This is a genomic window from Streptomyces sp. NPDC040622 (genome assembly GCF_055593965.1).
On sequence record NZ_JBVIXD010000019.1, the window covers coordinates 31,988 to 53,588 of the forward strand.

At 71.9% G+C, this 21,601-nt stretch carries 9 protein-coding genes; 8 read left to right on the plus strand and 1 reads right to left on the minus strand.

All coding sequences use genetic code 11. The features are described from left to right. Positions 1-13: 13 nt before the first annotated feature. Positions 14-961, minus strand: a complete 948-nt coding sequence (locus tag ACZ592_RS36930) for a methionyl-tRNA formyltransferase (protein WP_471586115.1) — start codon at positions 959-961, stop codon at positions 14-16. Positions 962-1,221: 260 nt separating this feature from the next. On the opposite strand from ACZ592_RS36930, the gene ACZ592_RS36935 reads away from it, so the two are divergent. The 8 genes from ACZ592_RS36935 (at position 1,222) to ACZ592_RS36970 (ending at position 21,565) form a co-directional block, all read left to right on the plus strand. Then, a complete protein-coding gene (locus ACZ592_RS36935; RefSeq protein ID WP_471586116.1) occupies positions 1,222-2,577 on the plus strand; it encodes a lysine N(6)-hydroxylase/L-ornithine N(5)-oxygenase family protein in 1,356 nt (451 codons plus the stop codon). Positions 2,578-2,677: 100 nt separating this feature from the next. Then, complete coding sequence (locus ACZ592_RS36940) at positions 2,678-3,736, plus strand: FecCD family ABC transporter permease (protein WP_471586117.1); 1,059 nt, start codon at positions 2,678-2,680, stop codon at positions 3,734-3,736. An 11-nt stretch (positions 3,737-3,747) separates the two neighbouring features. Further along, the gene (locus ACZ592_RS36945) at positions 3,748-4,809 is read left to right on the plus strand and encodes a FecCD family ABC transporter permease (protein WP_471586141.1); all 1,062 of its coding nucleotides are present in this window, start codon (positions 3,748-3,750) and stop codon (positions 4,807-4,809) included. Between the two features lie 58 nt (positions 4,810-4,867). After that, the gene (locus ACZ592_RS36950; protein WP_471586118.1) at positions 4,868-5,707 is read left to right on the plus strand and encodes an ABC transporter ATP-binding protein; all 840 of its coding nucleotides are present in this window, start codon (positions 4,868-4,870) and stop codon (positions 5,705-5,707) included. Positions 5,708-5,890: 183 nt separating this feature from the next. Next, a complete protein-coding gene (locus ACZ592_RS36955; protein WP_471586119.1) occupies positions 5,891-6,940 on the plus strand; it encodes an iron-siderophore ABC transporter substrate-binding protein in 1,050 nt (349 codons plus the stop codon). Between the two features lie 46 nt (positions 6,941-6,986). Further along, positions 6,987-8,798: an ABC transporter ATP-binding protein gene (locus ACZ592_RS36960; protein WP_471586120.1), complete on the plus strand. Its 1,812-nt coding sequence runs from the start codon at positions 6,987-6,989 to the stop codon at positions 8,796-8,798. 58 nt (positions 8,799-8,856) lie between these two features. Then, positions 8,857-19,875 (plus strand): amino acid adenylation domain-containing protein, encoded by an 11,019-nt coding sequence (locus ACZ592_RS36965; protein WP_471586121.1) that lies wholly within the window; start codon positions 8,857-8,859, stop codon positions 19,873-19,875. Then, the gene (locus ACZ592_RS36970; RefSeq protein WP_471586122.1) at positions 19,862-21,565 is read left to right on the plus strand and encodes an ABC transporter ATP-binding protein; all 1,704 of its coding nucleotides are present in this window, start codon (positions 19,862-19,864) and stop codon (positions 21,563-21,565) included. The genes ACZ592_RS36965 and ACZ592_RS36970 overlap by 14 nt, the downstream gene beginning before the upstream one ends. Positions 21,566-21,601 lie beyond the last annotated feature (36 nt).

Here is a 21,601-nt window from a genome sequence, read left to right on the forward strand (position 1 = left end):
AGGGGACCTCGGATCAGGGACGGCTCGTCAGGTAGCCGCCCATGGAGGTGAAGTACTCCGTGGCGGGCAGTTCCCGGCCGTCCTCGGTCCGTACGCGCGTGATGGCGAGGCCGTGGTTGCGGCCGGTGCGGGCGTCGGCTCCGGCGACGATCACGACGCCCTCGCCCTCGCGGTAGAAGATGCGGCCCGGCGTGCCGCCGTACCGGCCCTCGGAGACCACCGCGGTGACGACCTCGAGGCGCTTGCCCTTGTGGAAGGCGAACGCGCTGGGGTACGGCGCGGACTGGGCGCGGACCAGGCGCTCGAGGTCCTCGGCCGGCCAGGTCCAGTCGATGCGGATGTCCTCGGCGGAGCGCTTGTGGAAGAAGCTCGCCTGGGAGCGGTCCTGCTTGGTGAACTCCGTCTGCCCGCCGGCGATCAGGTCGAGCGCGCCGATGGTGACCGGGGCGATGAGGTCGACGGTCTTGTGGAAGAGGTCGGTGGCGGTGTCCTTCGGGCCGACCGCGACCGCCTCCTGCCGGACGATGTCACCGGCGTCGAGCTCGCCGTCCATCATGTGCGCGGTGACGCCCACCTCGGGCTCACCGTTGATCAGCGCCCAGATGATGGGAGAGAAACCGGCGTACTTGGGCAGCAGCGAGTCGTGGACGTTCAGTGTGCCGTGGCGCGGCAGGTCGAAGATGCGCGGCGGAATCCACGTACGCCAGTTGTTGGCGACGATGATGTCCGCGTCGGCCTCCTTGAGGCGCTCGAACAGCTCCTCGTCGTCAGGGCGGTTGCGGATGACGACCGGAACGCCGTGCTCCGCGGCGAGGTCGGCGACCGAGTCGCTCCAGATCTTCTCGTAGGCGTGCTCGCTCTTGGGGTGGGTCACGACCATCACCACGTCGTGCTCGGAGTCCAGGAGGGCTTGCAGGGTGCGGTGCCCCCAGGTCTGGTAACCGAACATGACGACCCGCATGGGGTTCCTCCTCAGAGCAGGGAATGGCCGACGCCCAGTAAAGCAAGGCTTACCTTAGTGTGCAACGAGCTGGTTCGACGGCTCAGTTGATGCCGGGCGGGTGGCCGTGCTAAGGGGCCTGACGTCCGTTTTGCCCGGTCGACAGCGTCGCTCGATTAGCTTAGGCTCACCTAAGTTCGAGTGGGTCGCTCTGTCGATGTGCCCACCGCTGTACCTTCCCCCACGCCTGACAGGCGGATTCCCCGCACGATGGGAGTGACATGTCACAGGTTCTTCCTGGCGACGCACCACTGGTCCACGACCTCATTGGCATCGGCTTCGGCCCGTCCAATGTGGCCATGGCGATCGCGCTGAGCGAGCACAACGCCAGCGCCGGCCGGGAGGAGACGGTCACCGCCCACTTCTTCGAGCAGCAGGCGAGCTTCGGCTGGCACCGCGGCATGCTGATCGACGACGCGACCATGCAGGTGTCGTTCCTCAAGGACCTGGTCACGCAGCGGAATCCGACCAGTGAGTTCAGCTTCCTCTGCTACCTGAAGAGCAAGGGGCGGCTGACCGACTTCATCAACCACAAGAACCTCTTCCCGCTGCGCGTGGAGTTCCACGACTACCTGGAGTGGGCCGCGGCCAAGGTCGACGACATGGTCTCCTACGGCCACGAGGTCGTCGGCGTGACCCCGTTCGTCCGCGACGGCGTCGTGGAGTACCTGGACGTCACGGTCCGCTCGGCCGAGGGTCTCGCGGTCCACCGGGCCCGCAACCTCGTCATCGGCACCGGCCTGCGCCCCCTCATGCCGGAGGGCGTGGAGCGCGGCGACCGCGTCTGGCACAACTCCGAACTGCTGACGAAGGTCGACGCGTTGGAGGGCACGTCGCCCTCCCGCTTCGTCGTCGTGGGCGCCGGCCAGAGCGCCGCGGAGAACGTCGCCTACCTGCACCGCCGCTTCCCCGACGCCGAGGTCTGCGCCGTCTTCTCGCGGTACGGCTACAGCCCCGCCGACGACAGCAGCTTCGCCAACCGGATATTCGACCCGGACGCGGTCGACGAGTACTTCGACGCGCCCGGTGACGTCAAGCGCCGGCTGATGGACTACCACGGGAACACCAACTACTCCGTGGTGGACATCGACCTGATCGACGACCTGTACCGGGAGATGTACCGGGAGAAGGTCCTCGGTACCGAGCGGCTCCGCTTCCTCAACGTGTCCCGCCTCACGGGCGTCAAGGAGACCCCCGAGGGGGTCAGCGCCACCGTGAAGTCGCTCGTCACCGGCGAGGACAACGCCGTGGACGCCGACGTCGTGGTGTTCGCCACCGGCTACAGCCCCGCCGACCCGGTCGGCCTCCTCGGTGACATCGCCGACCGCTGCCTGCGGGACGAGGAGGGCCGCGTCCGCGTCGAGCGCGACTACCGCATCGCCACCGACGACGACCTGCACTGCGGCATCTACCTCCAGGGCGGTACGGAGCACACGCACGGCATCACGTCGTCGCTGCTGTCCAACATCGCGATCCGGGTCGGCGAGATCCTGGACTCGGTGCGCGAGCGCGCCGCCCGCTCCGCCTCCGGCGAGGCCCGCCCGGTCGCCGACGAGACCGGCAGCGCCGCCCGCTAGTCCGCTGCCCCTTCCCGCCCTGGCCCGCTTTGCCCGTTCCGGGCGGAGCGGGCCACCGGCCGTGCGGCCCGGTCCGATCAAAGGGATAACGTACGTCGACATGAGCACGACTGCAGTGGAGCGCCCCGTAGCGAGGGGGACAACGGAAGCCCGGCGACGGCGGGTTGCGGGCCTGGCCGTGCTTGCCGTGGTCCTGCTGGTCGCGGGGGCACTCTCCCTGGCGGTCGGCGCGCGCTCGCTGACCCCCGCCGAGGTGTGGCACGGGCTGTTCGCCGGACCGGAGGCCGACCAGCGGCTCACCGAGATCCGGCTCATCGTGCAGACCGTGCGGGTGCCCCGGACGGTGCTCGCGGTGGTCGCGGGCATCGCCCTCGGCGTCGGCGGCGCGCTGATCCAGGGCTACACGCGCAACCCGATCGCGGACACCGGACTGCTCGGCGTGAACGCCGGCGCCTCGTTCGCCGTGGTGTCGGTGATCGCTGTCTTCGGTCTCTCGAACCCCTTCCAGTACGTCTGGTTCGCCTTCCTGGGAGCGGCGGTCGCCGGGGTGATCGTGTTCGGCCTCGCGAGCATCGGGCGGGGCGCGGGAAACCCCCTGACCCTGGCGCTGGCCGGGCAGGGGATCACGGTGTTCCTCACGGCGATGACCACGGCGGTCTCGCTCTCGGACAAGGAGTCGCTGAACGCGCTCCGGTTCTGGAACGCGGGCTCCGTCGCAGGCGTCGGCTTCGACGTCATCTGGCCGGTCGCCGCGTTCATCGCGGTCGGCCTGGTCCTCGCCCTGACCATGCTCCCCTCCCTCAACCTCCTCAACCTCGGCGACGACGTGGCACGGGGGCTCGGCGTGAACATCGCGCTGAGCCGGACCGTCGGCATCATCGCCATCACCTTGCTGGCGGGCGCCACGACGGCGGCGTGCGGTCCCATCGCGTTCATCGGGCTCATGGTCGCGCACGTGGCCCGGTACCTGACCGGACCCGACTACCGCTGGCTCGTGCCGTACGCGGGCCTGCTCGGCGCCGTCGTCCTGCTGGTCTGCGACATCGTGGGGCGGCTGGTCGTGCGGCCCGGTGAGTTGGAGGCGGGAGTCGTCGTGTCTCTGCTGGGGGCCCCGTTCTTCGCGGTCCTGGTCTGGCGAGGAAAGTTCAAGAGCGCATGAACAAGACGGTCATGAACAAGGCGGACGCGCAGCCCTCGGTGGCGCCGGGCGTACGGATCGGCACGATGTCGTTCGTCTGGCGGCCCTGGCCCGTCCTCGTCACGCTGGTCCTCGCGGCGGCCACCTTCCTGGTGTTCTGCCTGTCCATCAGCATCGGCGACTTCTCCATCGGCATGTCCCGGGTGTTCGCCACGCTCACCGGCAGGGGCGAGCAGGTCGACGAGTTCGTGATCATGGACCTGCGGATGCCGCGGGCCCTGGCCGGGCTCATCGTCGGGATCGCGCTGGGCGTCTCCGGGGCGATCACGCAGTCCGTCGCGCGCAATCCGCTGGCCAGTCCGGACATTCTGGGCATCACCGGTGGGGCGAGCGCGGTCTCGGTGTTCCTGGTGACGGTGTCCGGCGGGGCCGCCACCGCGGTCGTCGACTCCGTCGGCCTGTCCACCGCGGCCCTCGCGGGCGGTCTCGGCACGGGCCTGCTGGTGTACTTCCTGGCCTGGCGGCGCGGTGTCGACGGCTTCCGGCTCATCCTCATCGGCATCTCGGTGAGCGCGGTGATGGAGGCGATCACGACCTGGCTGCTCGTCTCGGCCGACATCAGGGACGTCGCCCGCGCCCAGGCCTGGTTGGTCGGCTCGCTGGACAACCGGTCGTGGGACCAGGTGTGGGTGGCGCTGTGGTGCTCGCTCGCCCTGCTGGTCGTGGTGACCGCCGTCGCCTTCCAGTTCAAGCCGCTGCACCTCGGCGACGACGTCGCCGCGGGCCTGGGGGTCCGGTACACCAGGGTGCGGGCCGTCCTGCTGCTCTGCGCGGTGCTGCTGGCCGCCGTGGCGGTGAGCGCGGCGGGCCCGGTGCCGTTCGTGGCGCTGGTGGCGCCGCAGGTGGCGATGCGTCTCGCGCGCTGCCCCACGCCGCCGTTGGTGGCCTCCGGCCTGGTCGGCTCGCTGCTGCTGATCGGCGCCGACCTGGTCGCGCGCACCGCGCTGCCGATCAGCCTGCCCGTCGGTGTGGTCACCGCCGCGATCGGCGGTCCCTTCCTCGTCTACCTGCTGGTGCGGGCGAACCTCAAATAGCCGGTACCGTGCCGATAGCTGGTACAAAGGTGAGGCAATCCTAATAACAGGGGGGCTTGTGGTCACTCAGTACGTCACCGAGACCGATCCGAAGGTCGAGGACGCCGCGCGGCTCGCCGCCAGGGGCGTCTCGGTCGGCTACGGCAGCCGGACCGTCATCGACGGCCTCGACGTGGCGATCCCGCCCGGGGTGATCACCACCATCATCGGCCCCAACGGCTGCGGGAAGTCCACCCTGTTGCGCACCCTGACGCGGCTGCTCAAGCCGACCGCGGGGACCGTCGTGCTGGACGGCGAGGACATCGACAAGCTCAGGACCAGGGACGTGGCGAAGAAGCTGGGCCTGCTCCCGCAGGCGCCGGTCGCGCCCGAGGGGCTGACCGTGGCCGACCTGGTCGCCAGGGGACGTCACCCGCACCAGAGTTGGCTGCGCCAGTGGTCGTCGGACGACGCCGGCGTCGTCGAGCAGGCGCTCGCCATGACCGGGGTCTCGGACCTGGCCGACCGCCCCGTCGACTCGCTGTCGGGCGGGCAGCGGCAGCGCGTCTGGATCTCGATGACCCTGGCCCAGGGCACCGACCTGCTGCTCCTGGACGAGCCGACCACGTACCTGGACCTGGCGCACGCGATCGACGTGCTGGACCTGGTGGACGACCTGCACGAGTCGGGGAACACCGTGGTCATGGTGTTGCACGACCTCAATCTCGCCACGCGGTACAGCGACAACCTCATCGTGATGAAGGAGGGGTCGATCCTGGCGCAGGGTCACCCGCGCGACGTGATCACCGCGGAGCTGCTGCACGAGGCGTTCGGGCTGCGCGCCAAGGTGGTCGACGACCCGGTGGGGGACCGGCCGTTGATCGTGCCCATCGGCCGTACGCATGTCCAGCTCGACTGACCCCGCTCGGCCCACCGCGCGCCGCCGGTCCAACTCGGCCGATCCGTGCGGTCGTCGGTGAAGACCCTGCCCGCGAAGCGGCAGGCAGGCAGGTAAGGCTAGGCTAACCTCATCTGTACAGGATAAGGTTTGGCTGCCCTTAGACAGGGACGCGGCGGACAGCGCTAAAGCAAGGGAATCCGGATGCTCCTCCATCGAACGACCGTTACGAAGCCTTGGCGGCGCCTGGCGGCGGTACTCACCGCCACGACGCTCGGCGTCGGCCTCCTCGCGGGTTGCGGTTCAGACTCGGACGACAAGGCGAGTGACGAGGCCCCGGCCGCGGCCGGAGGCGCGTTCCCGGTCACCGTGGAGCACGCGTTCGGATCCACCAAGATAACCAAGGCCCCCAAGCGGGTCGTCACCGTCGGCTACACCGACGACCAGACCGTTCTCGGGCTCGGCACCAAGCCGGTGGGCATGGTCGACCAGTACCCGAACCCGGAGGGCAAGTCCCCCGACATCAACACCCAGTGGCCGTGGGTGAAGGACAAGTGGGGCGACACCAAGCCCGAGGTCATCATGAAGAACGGTGACTCCGGCCCCAATTACGAGAAGATCGCCTCCCTGCGGCCGGACCTGATCATCGCGGTGTACTCCGAGATCGACAAGGCCGCCTACGACAAGTTGTCCCAGCTCGCCCCGACGGTGGGCCGCACCAAGGGCGAGAAGGAGCTCTTCAGCGCTCCGTGGCAGGACAACGTCGTCCACATCGCCAAGGCTCTCGGCAAGGAGGACAAGGGCAAGGAGCTTGTCGCCGGCATCGAGGACAAGCTGGCCAAGGCGAAGAAGGAGCACCCGAAGTTCGCGGGCCAGAAGGCCGTTGCGCTGTCCTGGTACAAGGACTCCATCAACCCGTTCACCTCCATCGACGTGCGCGGCCGGCTCCTGACGGGCATGGGCTTCAAGTACCAGACCAAGATCGACAGGATCGCGGGCGGCAAGTTCTCCACCGAGCTCTCGCCCGAGCGCACGGACCTGGTCGACGTCGACCGCATCGTCGTCATCAACGACAAGGCGGACCAGGCCGCGTTGAAGAAGTTCGAACTCTTCAAGAACCTGAAGGCCGTCAAGAAGGGCAACGTGTCCTACCTGCTGGACAGCGAAGGCCCGGCCGTCGGTGCCGCCATGTCCCAGGGCACCGCGCTCTCCCTGCCGTACGCGATCGACGAGCTCGTCAAGTCGGTCGCATAGCAGTGCCGTTCAACCCCTCCCGTCCCCGGCCCGACTTGGTCTTCGCGTGAGCACCACTGAAACACCGACCCCCGACATCCCCGTCACCTCCGTCGCCCCGGCGACGCTGCGCACGGCGAGCGGACGTGAGGCCACCCGGTGGGTCTCGGCGCACTGCCGCGACGTGCCGTGGCTGACGACCGCCACCGTGGTGAGCACGGTGGCGGGAGCGGCGCTCCAAGTGCTGCCCGTGCTCCTGCTCGGCCGGGTCGTGGACGGGGTGGTCGGGGGCGATTCGCGCTCGGTCCTCGTCACGGTCGGTGTCCTGATGGGGGCCGCCGCGCTGCTCGGCGCGGTGGCCACCGCGCTCTCGACGTATCTGATCGGGCGGCTGGGCGCGGATCTGCTCGCGACGCTGCGCGAGGGCGCCGTCCGGGCGGTGCTCGGGATGCCGAGCGCACGGATCGAGCAGGTCGGCAGGGGAGACGTGCTCTCCCGGGTCGGTGACGACGTGGCGGTGCTCTCCAAGGGCATCAGGACGGCCATCCCCACCGTGTTCTCGGCGGGCGTGCTCGTCTTCATCGCCACGGTCGGCATGTTCGGCCTCGACTGGCGGCTCGGTCTCGCGGGTGCCGCCGCGCTGCCCGCGTACGCGCTGGCCCTGCGGTGGTACCTGCCCCGGTCGGCCCCGCTCTACCGCAAGCAGCGGGTGGCGCAGGCCGACCGCGCGCAGGCGCTGATCAGTGGCCTGAACGGGATCGACACGGTCCGGGCGTACCGCCTGGAGGACTCCGTGCGCGAGAAGGTCACCCACGAGTCGTGGCGGGTGCGCGACCTCGGTGTCGAGGTGTTCCGGTTCTTCGGCCGCTTCGTCGGGCGGGAGAACCGCGCCGAGTTCATCGGGCTCGTCCTGATCCTCGTGGTGGGCTACGCCCTCCTGGAGGCCGACGCCGCCACTCTCGGCGAGGTGTCGGCGGCCCCGCTGATGTTCCACCGGCTCTTCACGCCGCTCGGCGCCATCATGTTCACCTTCGACGAGGCCCAGAAGTCGGGCGCGAGCCTGACCCGTCTCGTCGGGGTCCTCGGCGAGTCCGCGCAGGAGCGGCTGGTCGGCGACGCGTCCGTCGAGGCGGCCGACGCGGGACCGCACCCGGTGCGGGTGGAGGGCCTGACCTTCACCTATCCCGGCACCGACGAACCGGTCCTCAGGAACGTCGACCTGACGATCCCGGCCGGCGGTTCGCTGGCCCTGGTGGGGGCGACGGGCGCGGGCAAGTCGACCCTGGCGGCGCTGATCGCGGGCGTCGGGACTCCCCAGGCGGGATCGGTGCACGTCGGCACGCACGACCTCGGCGCGCTGGACGAGGCCGGGGCGCGGGCCCTGGTCAGCATCCTGACGCAGGAGACGCACGTGTTCTCCGGTCCGCTCGCGGAGGACCTGCGGCTCGCCGCGCCCGGCGCCACCGACGCCGAACTGACCGACGCGCTGCGCACGGTGGGCGCCGCCGGCTGGGTCGAGCACCTGCCCGAGGGGCTCGACACCCCGGTCGGCGAGGGCGGCGAGCGCCTGGACGTCACCAAGATCGCGCAGATCGCGCTGGCCCGGCTCGTGCTGAGCCGGACGCCGGTGGTGGTGCTGGACGAGTCGACCGCGGAGGCGGGCAGCGAGGGCGCCGCCGAGCTGGAGCGGGCCGTGCTGGCCGCGTGCGCGGGGCGGACCACGCTGTTCGTGGCGCACCGGCTGACGCAGGCGATGGCGGCGGACCGGATCGCCGTGCTGGACGCGGGACGTGTGGTGGAGCAGGGCACCCACGAGGAGTTGGTCGCCCTCGGCGGCCGGTACGCACGCCTGTGGCGGGCCTGGCGAGAGGGTAGTTAGGCAACCCTAATTTAGGTTAGCCTAACTGCGATTACCTGGAAGGGACGCTGTGTCTTCGATGATGGAACCGAGCACCCGCCTCGTGCTGCTCACCCCCGCCCGCCTGGCCGACCTCCGCCGCAGGGCCGGGGACCACGGTGCCTACTCCGACCGGACCATCGCCGAGGCGTGCTCCATCGGTCTCGCCTACTGGGCCACCGGCCGCAGTCCCGACGGCATCGAGCTCGCTCCCGGCACCCTCTTCGCAGACGTCCTCGGCTGGGTCGACAACGGCGGTACCGGGCCCGGCAGCCGGGAGGAAGGCGCGCACGGCTGGTCCGTCCCCGTCCCCGAGGGGGTCGAGCCGTCCGACGCGCAGCGCGCCCTCGACGACCTGGCCGACTTCCCGGACCGTCCGCTCGGCACCATCGCCCCCTCCGACGCCGCCGAGCGGCTGCGCGTCCTGGCCGGGTGGAACGACACGGACGCCGAGCGCACCCGCCCGACGATCGTCGAGATGTTCCGCGAGCAGGCGCGCACCCGCCCGGACGAGATCGCGATCGTCGACGAGCACCGCAGCCTGACCTACCGCGAAGCGGCCGAACGGGCCGCCCAGTTGGCCCACCACCTGATCGAGCGCGGGCTCACCGCCGAACAGGTCGTCGGCATCTCGCTGGGCCGCTCCGCCGACATGGTGATCGGCCTGCTCGGCGTCCTCGAGGCGGGCGGCGCCTTCGTGCCGCTCGACCCGCAGTGGCCCGCCGCGCGCCGCGCCGTCGTCATCGAGGACGCCCGCATCGTCCTGCAGCTCAACTCCTCCGGCGAGTCGCCCGAGGGCGTCGGCGAACCGGACGCCGTCGCCGTCGACCTCGCCGACTGGCGCTACGGCGACCGCCCCACCGAGGCGCCCGCCATCGCCGTCGCGGGCAACTCCCTCGCGTACGTGATCTTCACGTCCGGCTCGACCGGGCGGCCCAAGGGCGCGATGATCCGGCACGAGGCGATCAGCGAGCGCCTGCTCTGGCAGAGCGCCGAGATCCTGGGCTTCGGCCACGACGACGCGTCCCTGTTCAAGGCGCCGCTGTCCTTCGACATCTCCATCAACGAGATCTTCCTTCCGCTGGTCACCGGCGGCAGGCTGGTGGTCCTGCGGACCGGCGGCGAGCGCGACCCGCACCACCTCCTGAGCGTCATCGACGAGCAGCGCGTCACCTTCACGTACCTCGTCTCGTCCATGCTGGACGTGCTCCTGGAGATGGCGGGCGACTCCGGCCGCCTCGGCAGCCTGCGGCACGTCTGGTGCGGCGGCGAGGTGCTGACCCCCGAGCTGTACGAACGGTTCCGCGCCCAGCTCGACATCCCGCTCTACCACGGCTACGGCCCGGCCGAGACGACCATCGGCGTCTCGCACGTCATCTACCGGGGCGAGGCCGAGCGCCTGTCGACGTCGATCGGCAAGGCCAACCCGAACACCCAGCTGTACGTCCTCGACGACGAGCTGCGCCCGGTCCCCGTGGGCGTCGGCGGCGAACTGTACGCGGGCGGCTTCCTCCTGGGCCGCGGCTACGTCAACGCGCCCGGCCTGACGGCCTCCCGCTTCGTGGCGAACCCCTTCGCCCAGGACGGCTCCCGGCTCTACCGGACCGGTGACCTCGCCCGGTTCGCCCCGGACGGCTCCCTCGACTTCCTCGGCCGTGCCGACAACCAGATCAAGATCCGCGGCATGCGCCTGGAGATCGAGGACGTCGAGGCCGGCCTCGCCGAGCACCCCGGCGTACGGCACACCTGCGTCATCGCGAAGAAGAACGCCTCGGGCGGCACCTACCTGGTCGGCTACGTGATCCCGGCCGGCACCAGCGAGAACCTGACGGCCGACGAGGTCAAGGCCTGGGCCGTCGACCACATGGTCGAGTACATGGTGCCCACGCACGTCGTCGTGATGACGGAGTTCCCGCTCACCGCGAACGGCAAGCTCGACCGGAAGGCACTGCCCGAACCCGACACCCGTACGGGGTCGATCGTCCCGCCGAGCACCGAGGACGAGCGCGCGGTGTGCGCGGCCGTCGCCTCCGTGCTGCAGCTGGACGAGGTCGGCGTCGACCAGGACTTCTTCCAGCTCGGCGGCGACAGCATCCTGACGATCTCGCTGCTCGGCGCGCTGCGCGAAGCGGGCCTCTACGTCACGGTGCGGCAGATCTTCACGCACAGCGTCGTGGGGGCGCTCGCGGCCGTGGCGAGCCGCGAGGACGTCTCCACCGTGGACCACGGCGACGTCGGCACCGGCTCCGTCGTGGGCTCGCCGATCGTGCGGTGGCTCGGCGAGACGACCGACGCGATCGACGGATTCGTGCAGTCCGTGGTTCTGAACACCCCGGCGGAGCTGACCGCCGACGGGCTCGACACGATCCTCACCGCCCTGCTCGCACGGCACGACATGCTGCGCGCCCGGCTGGTGCGCGGCGACCGGTGGAGCTTCGACATCCCCGAGGCCGGTCCGGGCGCCGCCGACGGGACCGCTCCGGTGTGGCAGGAGAGCGACCTGCCGCTCGACGGCTGTGTCGCGTTCGCCACCGACGGGCTCGACCCCGACGAGGGCGCGATGCTGCGCGCCGTCTGGCGCCGAGAGGCACAGCAACTGGTCGTCGTCGTCCACCACGTCGTGATGGACGGCGTGTCCTGGCGGGTCCTGATGGAGGACCTGGCCACGGCGTGGCGCCAGGTCATCTCGGGAGAGACGGTCGAACTGCCCGCGGTGGGCACGTCGTTCCGGCGCTGGACCCAGCTCCTGGCACGCACGGACTTCGACGCGGACCTCGGCTACTTCCAGCGCCCCCTGCCCGGCGTGGACCAGCGGGTGGGCCGGCGCGAACTGGCCGAGGCCGACACGGTGGACCGGGAGCGGCTGCGGACCGTCACGGTCGGTCCCGAGGTCACGGCCGCGCTCCTCGGCGAGATACCGGCGAAGTTCCACGCGGGCGTCAACGACGTCCTGCTGACCGCGCTCGCCGTCACCCTCGCCCGCTGGCGCCGCGACCTCGGACAGGACCAGACGTTCGCCCACATCGAGCTGGAGGGCCACGGCCGCGAGGGCCGCCACGTGGCGGCCCTCGCCGGGTTCGAGCCCGAACTGTCGCGCACCGTCGGCTGGTTCACCACCCTCTTCCCGGTGACCGTCGACCCCGGCACCGCCGCCGACCTCACCGACCCCGCCTACCTCGCCGCCGCGCTCAAGGCGGTCAAGGAGGACCTCTCCCGGGTGCCGAGCAACGGCATCTCCTACGGCGCCCTGCGCTACCTGGCCGACACCGCGTTCGACGCCTCGGCCCCGCAGGTCCTCTTCAACTACCTCGGCCGCTTCGACGCGGGCGCCGGCGGTGACTGGCAGCTCGCCGGCGCCACCGGCCAGCTGGGCGAGAAGCGCGACCCCGCGATGCGCCTGCCGCGCGCCCTGGAGTTCAACGCGATCGCCGAACCTGCCTCGGCCGGCGGCGAGTACGAGCTCGTCACCACCATCTCCTGGCCCGAGGGAGTCTTCACCGACGCGGACATCGCGACGCTCGGCGGCTACTTCAGGACCGCGCTGGCCGCCCTCGCCGCCCTCGACCAAGGCGGCCACTCGCCCAGCGACTTCCCCCTGGTGGCCCTCGACCAGGCCGACGTCGACGCCCTGGACGGACCCGAACTGCGGGACATCCTGCCGCTCACCCCGCTGCAGGAGGGCCTGTACTTCCACTCGGTCTTCGACGACGACTCGGCGGGCGCGTACGTCGAACAGCAGCTCCTCACGCTGAAGGGCGAGGTGGACGCCGACCGGCTCGCGGCCGCGGCCACCCGCCTGCTCACGCTCTACCCGAACCTCGCCGCGCGCTTCACGGCCCTCGCCGACGGCCGCGTGGTCTCCGTCCTGGACAGCGGCGTCCAGGCGCCGTTCACCACCCTGGACCGCCCCGGCATCACCGACGCCGAGCTGCGCGAGCTCGCCGAGCGGGACCGCCGCGCCGGATTCGACCTGGCCACCGGACCGCTGATGCGGTACACGCTGGTGCGCGCCGACGCGGGCCGTGCCGTCCTGGTGCAGACCGTGCACCACATCATCGCCGACGGCTGGTCGGTGCCGCCGATGCTGCGCGCGCTCCTGACCGAGTACCACGCGCCGGGCACGGTGCACCCGGTCGGCGGCTTCGCCGACTACGTGACCTGGCTCGCCGGACGCGACGACGAGGAGAGCGACCGGGTGTGGGGCGAGGAGCTCGACGGGCTGCCCGGCTCCTCGCTGGTCGCCGAGGGCCACACCCCCTCCGACTCCTTCGCCGACACCGCCGTCGAGGCGGCGGACGACATCGACACGGCCGTCCGCACGGCCGGAGTGCCGCTGAGCGTGGCCGTGCACAGCGCCTGGGCGGTGACGCTCGGCGGCATCCTGCACACCGGCGACGTGGTGTTCGGATCCACCGTGTCCGGGCGGGACGCGGACGTCCCCGGCATCGGGGACATGGTGGGCCTGTTCATCAACACGATCCCCGTGCGCGCCCGGTGGACCGCCACGACCACGGCGGGCGACCTGCTCGCCTCGGTGCGGGAGCACCAGAGCGCCGTCCTGCCGCACCAGCACGTCTCACTGGCACGGATCGGCCGGCAGGCCGGCGCGGGCTCGCTGTTCGACACCCTGGTGGTGTTCGACGTGGCGACCGACGTGGCCGACCTGCGCACCCCCGACGCCGAACTCGTCATCGCCGAGATCGTCAACGAGGGCGCCCCGCACTACCCGTTGACGCTCGTCGTCGAGCGCGCGCTCGACGGCCGCCCGCGCTTCAACCTGATCTACGACGGTGAACTGCTGGGCGAGAGCACCGCCCGGCAGATCCTCGGGACGTTCGCCGACACCCTCACCGGGCTGCTCACGCGGCCCGACGCCCTGGTCGCCGACCTGACGGCCGAGGGCACCCGGCTCCCCGCGCGGGTCGAACCGGCCACCCTGGGCGCCCTGTTCGACGCGGCCGCGCAGCGCGACCCGGCGGCCACCGCCGTCACCCAGTGCGCTCTCGACGGCGGCACCCGGTCCCTGACCTACGGCGAACTGGCCGACGCCAAGGACACGTTGGCCGCCACGCTGCGTGCCGCGGGCGTCGCCCCGGGCCGGCGGGTCGCCGTCGCCGTGCCGCGCTCCGTCGAGCAGGTCGTCGCGCTGGTCGCGATCGTCACCGCGGGCGGCGCGTACGTGCCGCTGGACCTCGCCTACCCCGACGAGCGCCTGGAGTACATCCTCGCCGACGCCGCCCCGCAGGTCGTCCTCGTCGACCGCGAGCAGAGGGACCGCTTCGCCGGACTCCTGGAGCGGGCCGGCGTGCCGGCCCGTGTACTCGTCCAGGGCGAGGAGCAGCCGTCGGACACCAGCGGGCCCGCGCCTGCCGCCGGCTGGCACGACCCCGCGTACGTGATCTACACGTCCGGGTCGACCGGCCGTCCCAAGGGCGTCGTCGTCCCGCACTCCAGCGTCGTGACCCTGCTGGCCAACACCCGCCCCGCCATGGAGTTCGGCCCGCACGACGTGTGGGTGCAGTTCCACTCCTACTCCTTCGACTTCGCGGTCTGGGAGCTGTGGGGCGCGCTGGCGCACGGCGCCGAACTGCTCGTGCCGGAGTACGGTCTGACCCGCTCCCCGGTCGACTTCCACCGCCTGGTCCGCGAGCGCGGCGTGACCGTGCTCAACCAGACCCCGTCGGCGTTCTACCGGTTCATCGAGGCTGACCGGCATGCCGGTGAACCCGTGAGCGCGCTGCGCCGGATCATCTTCGGCGGCGAGGCGCTGGACCTCGGACGGCTGCGCGGCTGGGTCGAGCGGCACGGCACGGGGACGCCCGAGCTGGTCAACATGTACGGCATCACCGAGACCACCGTCCACGTCACCCACCGGGTCCTGACCGACGACGACTTCGGCCCCGGCGACGACGTCAGCCCGATCGGCGGACCCATCCCTGGCCTGGTCGTCCACCTGCTCGACGACCGGCTGCGGCCGGTGCCGCCGGGCCGGACCGGCGCCATCTACGTCGCGGGCGACCAGGTGTCGCTCGGCTACCTGGGCCGGCCGGGGCTCACCGCAGGCCGGTTCGTGGCGAACCCGTTCGCGGACGACGGCTCCCGGATGTACCACACGGGTGACCTGGCCCGGCGCACGCTCGACGGCGAGCTGGAGTTCGCCGGACGCGCCGATGACCAGGTGCAGCTCAAGGGGTTCCGCATCGAGCTCGGCGAGGTGGAGGCCGCGGTCCGCGAGCTCGACGGCGTGGTCGACGTGGCCGTCACCGTCGCGGACAGCGGCGACCACCTGGTCGCGCACGTCGTGGGCCGGGCGCCCGCCGACCTCGCGGGCGCGCTCGCCGCGAAACTGCCCGTGCACATGGTGCCGGGCCGGGTCCTGACGGCCGACGCGCTGCCGCTGACGGTCAACGGCAAGCTGGACCGCAAGGCGCTCGTCGCGCGTGCGGCCGAGGACGCCACCACGTCGGGCCCCGCCGGCTCCCCGGGCGGTTCCCCGGCGGGCGCGAGTGACTCCGCGCTGGCCGCGCTCGTCGACATCTTCGCCGAGACGCTGCCGGGCTCCGCCGCGGACGCCGACACCGACTTCTTCACCGCGGGCGGCGACAGCATCGTCGCCATCACCGTGATCAACCGCGCGAGGGCGCTCGGCCTGCCGATCGCCCCGCGGGACGTGTTCCTGTTCAGGACGCCGCGCGCGCTCGCCGAACAGCTGGGCACGAGCGTCCCGCGGGCGGCCGCGCCCGCGCCCGCCCGCCGCGAGGACGGGCCGCTGACGCCGACGCCGATCATCCTGCGCCAGCGCGAACTGGGCGGCTCCCTCGCCCGGTTCGTCCAGGCCAGGACGCTCACGGCCCCCGAGGGCACCGGATTCGCCGACGCCGAGCGTGCCGCGCGCGCCGTCGTCGACGCGCACCCGGTGCTGCGGCTGCGGCTGCGCGTCGAGCATGGCGTGTGGAGCCTGCGCACCGAGCCCGCCCGTGACGTCGCCGTCGTGCGCACCGACGCCGTCGCCGCGGGGGCCGCGGCGGACGAGGCCGCGGGGCGGCTGGACCCCGAGTCCGGCGACGTCGTCGCGTTCTCGTGGCTGGAGACGAGCCGGACCCTCGTCGTCACCGTCCACCACCTCGCCGTCGACGCGGTGTCCTGGCTGATCCTCCTCGACGACCTGGCCACCGTCATGAACGGGGCGCAGCTCGCGCCGCCGACCACGTCCTACGCCGAGTACGCCGAGGCGCTGACGCTCTGTTCCGCCGAGGCGTCCGACGACCTCGGGCACTGGATCAGCACGCTCGGGGCGCCCGCGCTGCTGCTCGCCGAGGATGCCGAAACCGCCGGGGCCGCCGACTACGCAGCCACGCCCGCCGCGCTGCGCGAGACGACGGTCGTCCTCGCGCCCGAGGTCAGCGACCGGGTGACGCGCACCGCGCCCGCCGCCCTCGGCGTCGGCCTGACCGAGCTGCTGTGCGGCGCGCTGCGCACCGCGCTGACCCACGTCCAGCCGTCGCCCACCGACCTCGCGGTCGAGCTGGAGCGGCACGGCCGCGTCCCGGCCGTCGAGCAGCACGACTACACCCGTACCGTCGGCTGGTTCACCTCCATCGCGCCGGTGCGCCTGAGCCCGCACACCGACCCCGTCGCCGCGGCGCGCGAGGTCGCCGAGCGCCAGCCGGACGAGCACGGGCACGTCGCGTACGGCCGGCTGAAGTACCTCAACCCGCAGACGGCGCCGCTGCTGACCGCCCGCCCGCAGGTGCTCTTCAACTACCTGGGCCGGGGCAGCGAGTCGCAGGCCGTGCACGTCACGGGCGGCGACCAGGCGAGCCCGTACGCCGTCGAGGTCAACGCCTGGATCGACGACGCCACCGGCAGCCTGCACGCGGCCTTCACCCTCGCCGACGGCATCCCCGACGCGATCACCGAGCACTGGCGCGGCGCACTGGAGAGCGTCGCCGAGGCCTCCGTGACGGCCGAGCGCACCGCGCCGGTCACCCCGCTCCAGCGCGGCCTGTTCTTCCAGGCGCAGATGGCGGGTTCGGCCGGGCACTACGTGGCGCAGAGCTGGTTCACCTTCGACCGGCGGCTGGACAAGGACGCCCTGGCCGAGGCGATGGCGCACGTCATCGCGCGGCACCCGGTCGTCGGCGCCGGCTTCACCACGGACGACGACGGCAATCCGGTCCAGGTCCTCAAGGCGGGCCGGCGGGTCGACGTCCGCACGGTCGAGCTCACGAGCGACGCGGACGTCGAGGACCTGCGCACCCGGGACCGGGACACCGGCTTCGACCCCGTCGAGCCCCCGCTGATCCGGCTGACCGTGGTCCGCCTGCCCGGCGGCCACGACGGCCTGCTGCTCAGCTACCACCTGCTGCTGTGGGACGGCTGGTCCCGCGAGATCGTGCTCCGTGACCTGTTCGACGCCTACGAGGCCGTCGTGGCGGGCGAGCCGCTCGACCCGGCGCCCGCCACCCCGAGCTTCGAGGAGTACGCCAGGGCGCTCGACGCCAAGGACCCCGCCGTCTCGGAGCGTTTCTGGGCGGAGCACCTGGCGGCGCTACCGGGCCCGACGCTGCTGGCCGGGCCGCGTCCCGACCTCTCCCAGGAGCTGCCGCCCGCGCTGGTGCGCACGCTCTCCGAGGAGCAGTCGGAGCTGCTGCGCAACGCGGCCAAGGCGCACGGCGTCACGCTGAACTCGGTACTGACCGGTGCGTTCGGCCTGCTGCTCGGCGCGCACACGGGCCGCGGCGACGCGGTGTTCGGCGTGACGGTCTCGGGACGTGACGGCGAGGGCCTCTCCGACATCGTCGGCGTGCTCCTCAACACCGTGCCGATGTGGACGAAGGCCCGGCCGGACGACACCGTCGGCGCCTACCTGTCGGCCGTCCAGGCGGCCAGGGTCGAGGCGATGGAGCACGAGCACCTCGGGCTCGGCGAGATCCAGCGCGCCAGCGGTCACGACACGCTGTTCGACAACCTCTTCGTGCTCCAGAACTTCCTGGACATGGACGCGTTCGCCGAGATGAACTCCCGGCACGGCATCACCTCGGTGAAGGCAGACGACTCCACCCACTACCCGTTCACCTGGGTCGTCACCCCGGGTGAGCGGCTCACGGTCAAGCTGGAGCACCGCCACGGCGACGCCGACGACGCCCGTCGCCTCCTCGACGACTACGTGCGGGTCCTCGCGGACCTGGCCGCGTCGACCGGGCCCGTCGGCGCGCTGCCGGGCCTCGCAGAGGAGCCCCGGCCCGTCGAGCGCACCGATGTCGGCACGGACACCGTCGTCGACCGGTTCGACCGCGCGGCGGACCGCGACCCCGAGCGGGTCGCCCTCGTCGCCCACGGCGCGACCATGACGTTCGCCCAGCTCCGGGACCGCAGCCGGGCGGTGGCGGGCGTGCTCGCCGCGCGTGGCATCGGCCCCGAGCGCAACGTCGGGCTCGCGATCCCGCGCTCCCTCGACTCGATCGTGGCGCTCTTCGCGGTGCTGCGTGTCGGCGCCGCGTACGTGCCCCTGGAGCTCGACCACCCGGACGAGCGGATCGCCGCGATCGTCGGGGACGCCCGACCGGACGTCATCCTCACCGTGAGCGCCGTGTCACCGCGGCTGACCGGGAGCGTGGTCGGGGCCGACGCCCTGATCGAACTGGACCGTCCGCTGCCCGCGGCCGAGCCGTTCGTGACGTTCGCGCCGGACGACCCGGACCGCCTGCGCCACCCCGCGTACACGATCTACACCTCCGGCTCGACCGGAAAGCCCAAGGGTGTGGTGACCGAGTACGCCGGACTCACCAACATGCTGGTCAACCACCAGCGCCGGATCTTCGAGCCGGTCCTCGCGGAGCACGGGCACCGGACGTTCCGGATCGCGCACACCGTGTCGTTCGCCTTCGACATGTCGTGGGAGGAGCTGCTCTGGCTCGCCGACGGCCACGAGGTGCACATCTGCGACGAGGAACTCCGCCGTGACGCGCCCGGACTCGTCGCGTACTGCCTGGAGCACGCCGTCGACGTCGTCAACGTGACGCCGACGTACGCCCAGCAGCTCGTCGCCGAGGGGCTGCTCGACACCCCGGAGCGCCGCCCGGCCCTCGTCCTGCTCGGCGGCGAGGCCGTCACCCCGACGCTGTGGCGGCGGCTCGCGGACACCGAGGGAACGGTCGGCTACAACCTCTACGGCCCGACCGAGTACACGATCAACACCCTCGGCGTCGGCACCTTCGAGTGCCAGGACCCGGTGGTGGGCGTCGCGATCGACAACACCGACGTGTACGTCCTGGACCCGTGGCTGCGGCCCCTGCCGGACGGAGTGCCCGGCGAGCTGTACGTGGCGGGCATCGGCATCGCGCGCGGCTACCTCGGCCAGGAGGGCCAGACCGCGCACCGCTTCGTGGCCTGCCCGTTCGGCGCGCCCGGCGAGCGCATGTACCGCACCGGCGACCTCGTGGTCCGCCGGCCCGACGGGAACCTGACGTACCTGGGCCGCACCGACCAGCAGGTCAAGATCCGGGGCCACCGGGTCGAACTGGGCGAGGTCGAGGCCGCGTTCGCGGCGCACCGGGCGGTGCGCTTCGCCGCGGCGGTCGCCCAGCCCGACCCGCAGGTCGACGGTGCCCACCGGCTCGCCGCCTACCTCGTGCTCGACGGCGCGGACCTCGCCGACGTCGCCGCCGACGTGGGCGCGGGGCTGCCCGACTTCCTGCGCCCCACGCACTACGCCCAGGTCGAGAGCATCCCGCTCACGGTGAACGGGAAGGCCGACACCGAGGCGCTGCCCGAGGCCAAGCCGCTCGGCGCGCTGACGACGGTGGGGGAGCGCGGCCCCGAGACCGAGACCGAGACCGTGGTCTGCGAGTTCTTCGCCGAAGCCCTGGACCTCGACGACGACGAGGTGAGCGCGGTGAGCGATTTCGTGGCCCTCGGGGGACACTCCATGCTGGCGGTGCGCCTGATCGGGCTGCTCCGCCGGGAGTACGGTCCCGTGGTCACCATCCGTGACCTGTTCACCCTGCGAACCCCGGAAGCGATTGCCCGCCATCTCGATGACAATGCCGACAACTGACACGCAGCGACCCCGTAAGGGGTCCGACATCCTGCGGACCGCGCTGCGCCGCAACCTGGGCGCCATGGCCGCGGGCACCCTTCTCATGGGCCTGTACCAGGCAGGTGAGACGGCCTTCCCCATCGCGCTCGGCATGATCGTCGAGCACACGATGCAGGACGACAGGACCCTCGGCGCGCTCGGCCTCTCCATCGCCGCGCTCGCCGTGATCATCACGACCGTCTCGCTGTCGTGGCGGTTCGGCATGCGCGTCCTGCAGAAGGCCAACACGACCGAGGCACACCGCTGGCGGGTGCGGGTCGCGTCCTGCGGACTCCAGCCGGTGGCCAGGGACGTCGACCTGAAGTCCGGCGAGGTCCTGACCATCGCCACCGAGGACGCCGACCAGACCGCCGACATCATCGAGGTGGTGCCGCTGCTGGTCAGTTCGCTGGTCGCGGTGGTGGTCGCGGCGGTCGCCCTCGGCATGGCCGACCTCCGGCTCGGCCTGCTCGTGATCGTGGGCACCGTCGCGATCCTGACGGTCCTGAGCGTCATGTCCAAGCGCATCGGCTCCAGCACCCGCGAGCAGCAGGCGCGGGTGGCACGGGCCGGCGCCAAGGTCGCCGACCTCATCTCCGGCCTGCGTCCGCTGCACGGCTTCGGCGGCAACCACGCGGCGTTCGGGTCCTACCGGACGGTCAGCTCGGAGGCGAAGCACCAGTCGATCACCGTCGCCAAGGTGAACGGCGTGTACGCGGGCACCGCCCAGGCGCTCAACGCGGTCCTCGCGGCCGCGGTGACCCTGACCGCGGGCTGGCTGGCCTTCGAGGGACAGATCACCATCGGTGAGCTGGTGATGGCCGTGGGCCTCGCGCAGTTCATCATGGAACCGCTCAAGATGTTCTCGGAGATGCCCAAGTACGTGATGATCGCCCGGGCGTCGGCCGAGCGGATGGCACTGGTGCTCGCCGCGCCGCCGGTGACGACGCCCGGCCCCGGGCGTCCGGCCGCGGGCGGCGACCTGGAGATCGACTGCGTGCGGTACGGGTCCCTGCGCAAGCTGAAGTTCACGGTGGCGGCCGGTGAGTTCGTGGCGATCGCCGGCTACCAGCCGCGCGCGGTGGCCGACCTCGCCTCGATCCTCGCGGTGAACGTGCCGCCCGAGGCGTACGAAGGGGTGGTGCGGGTCAGCGGGCAGGAGATCGCGGACCTCTCGGCCGAGTCGGTACGCGAGCACATGCTGGTCAACCCGTACGACGGCGAGATCTTCGCGGGCACCCTGCGCACCAACATCGACCCGTCGGGCAACAGCGCCACGGTGCCCGAGGCCGTCGAGGCGTCGATGCTGACCGACGTCGTCGCCCTGCACAAGGAAGGGCTGGAGTACGGCGTCCGCGACCGGGGCGCGAACCTCTCCGGCGGGCAGCGCCAACGGCTTTCGCTGGCCCGCGCGCTGGCCGCCGACACCGACGTGCTCGTCCTGCACAACCCGACGACGGCCGTCGACGCGGTCACCGAGCAGCTCATCGCGCGCAACGTCGCGAAGCTGCGCCGGGGCCGCACCACGGTCGTGATCACCAGCAGCCCGGCGCTGCTGGACGCGGCCGACCGCGTACTGGTCCTGGACGACGGCGTCATCGCCGCCGAGGACAGCCACCGGAACCTGCTCGCCACGGACGAGGACTACTGCGCGGCGGTGGCGCGGTGAGCGGTGGGCCGGCCGGCCGGTGATGCGCCTGATGCG

Coding starts and splice junctions, on each gene's coding strand:
- ACZ592_RS36965 (WP_471586121.1), top strand. CDS start 8,857: ATGATGGAACCGAGCACCCGCCTCGTGCTGCTCACCCCCGCCCGCCTG.
- ACZ592_RS36935 (WP_471586116.1), top strand. CDS start 1,222: ATGTCACAGGTTCTTCCTGGCGACGCACCACTGGTCCACGACCTCATT.
- ACZ592_RS36945 (WP_471586141.1), top strand. CDS start 3,748: ATGAACAAGGCGGACGCGCAGCCCTCGGTGGCGCCGGGCGTACGGATC.
- ACZ592_RS36940 (WP_471586117.1), top strand. CDS start 2,678: ATGAGCACGACTGCAGTGGAGCGCCCCGTAGCGAGGGGGACAACGGAA.
- ACZ592_RS36955 (WP_471586119.1), top strand. CDS start 5,891: ATGCTCCTCCATCGAACGACCGTTACGAAGCCTTGGCGGCGCCTGGCG.
- ACZ592_RS36970 (WP_471586122.1), top strand. CDS start 19,862: ATGCCGACAACTGACACGCAGCGACCCCGTAAGGGGTCCGACATCCTG.
- ACZ592_RS36930 (WP_471586115.1), bottom strand. CDS start 961: ATGCGGGTCGTCATGTTCGGTTACCAGACCTGGGGGCACCGCACCCTG.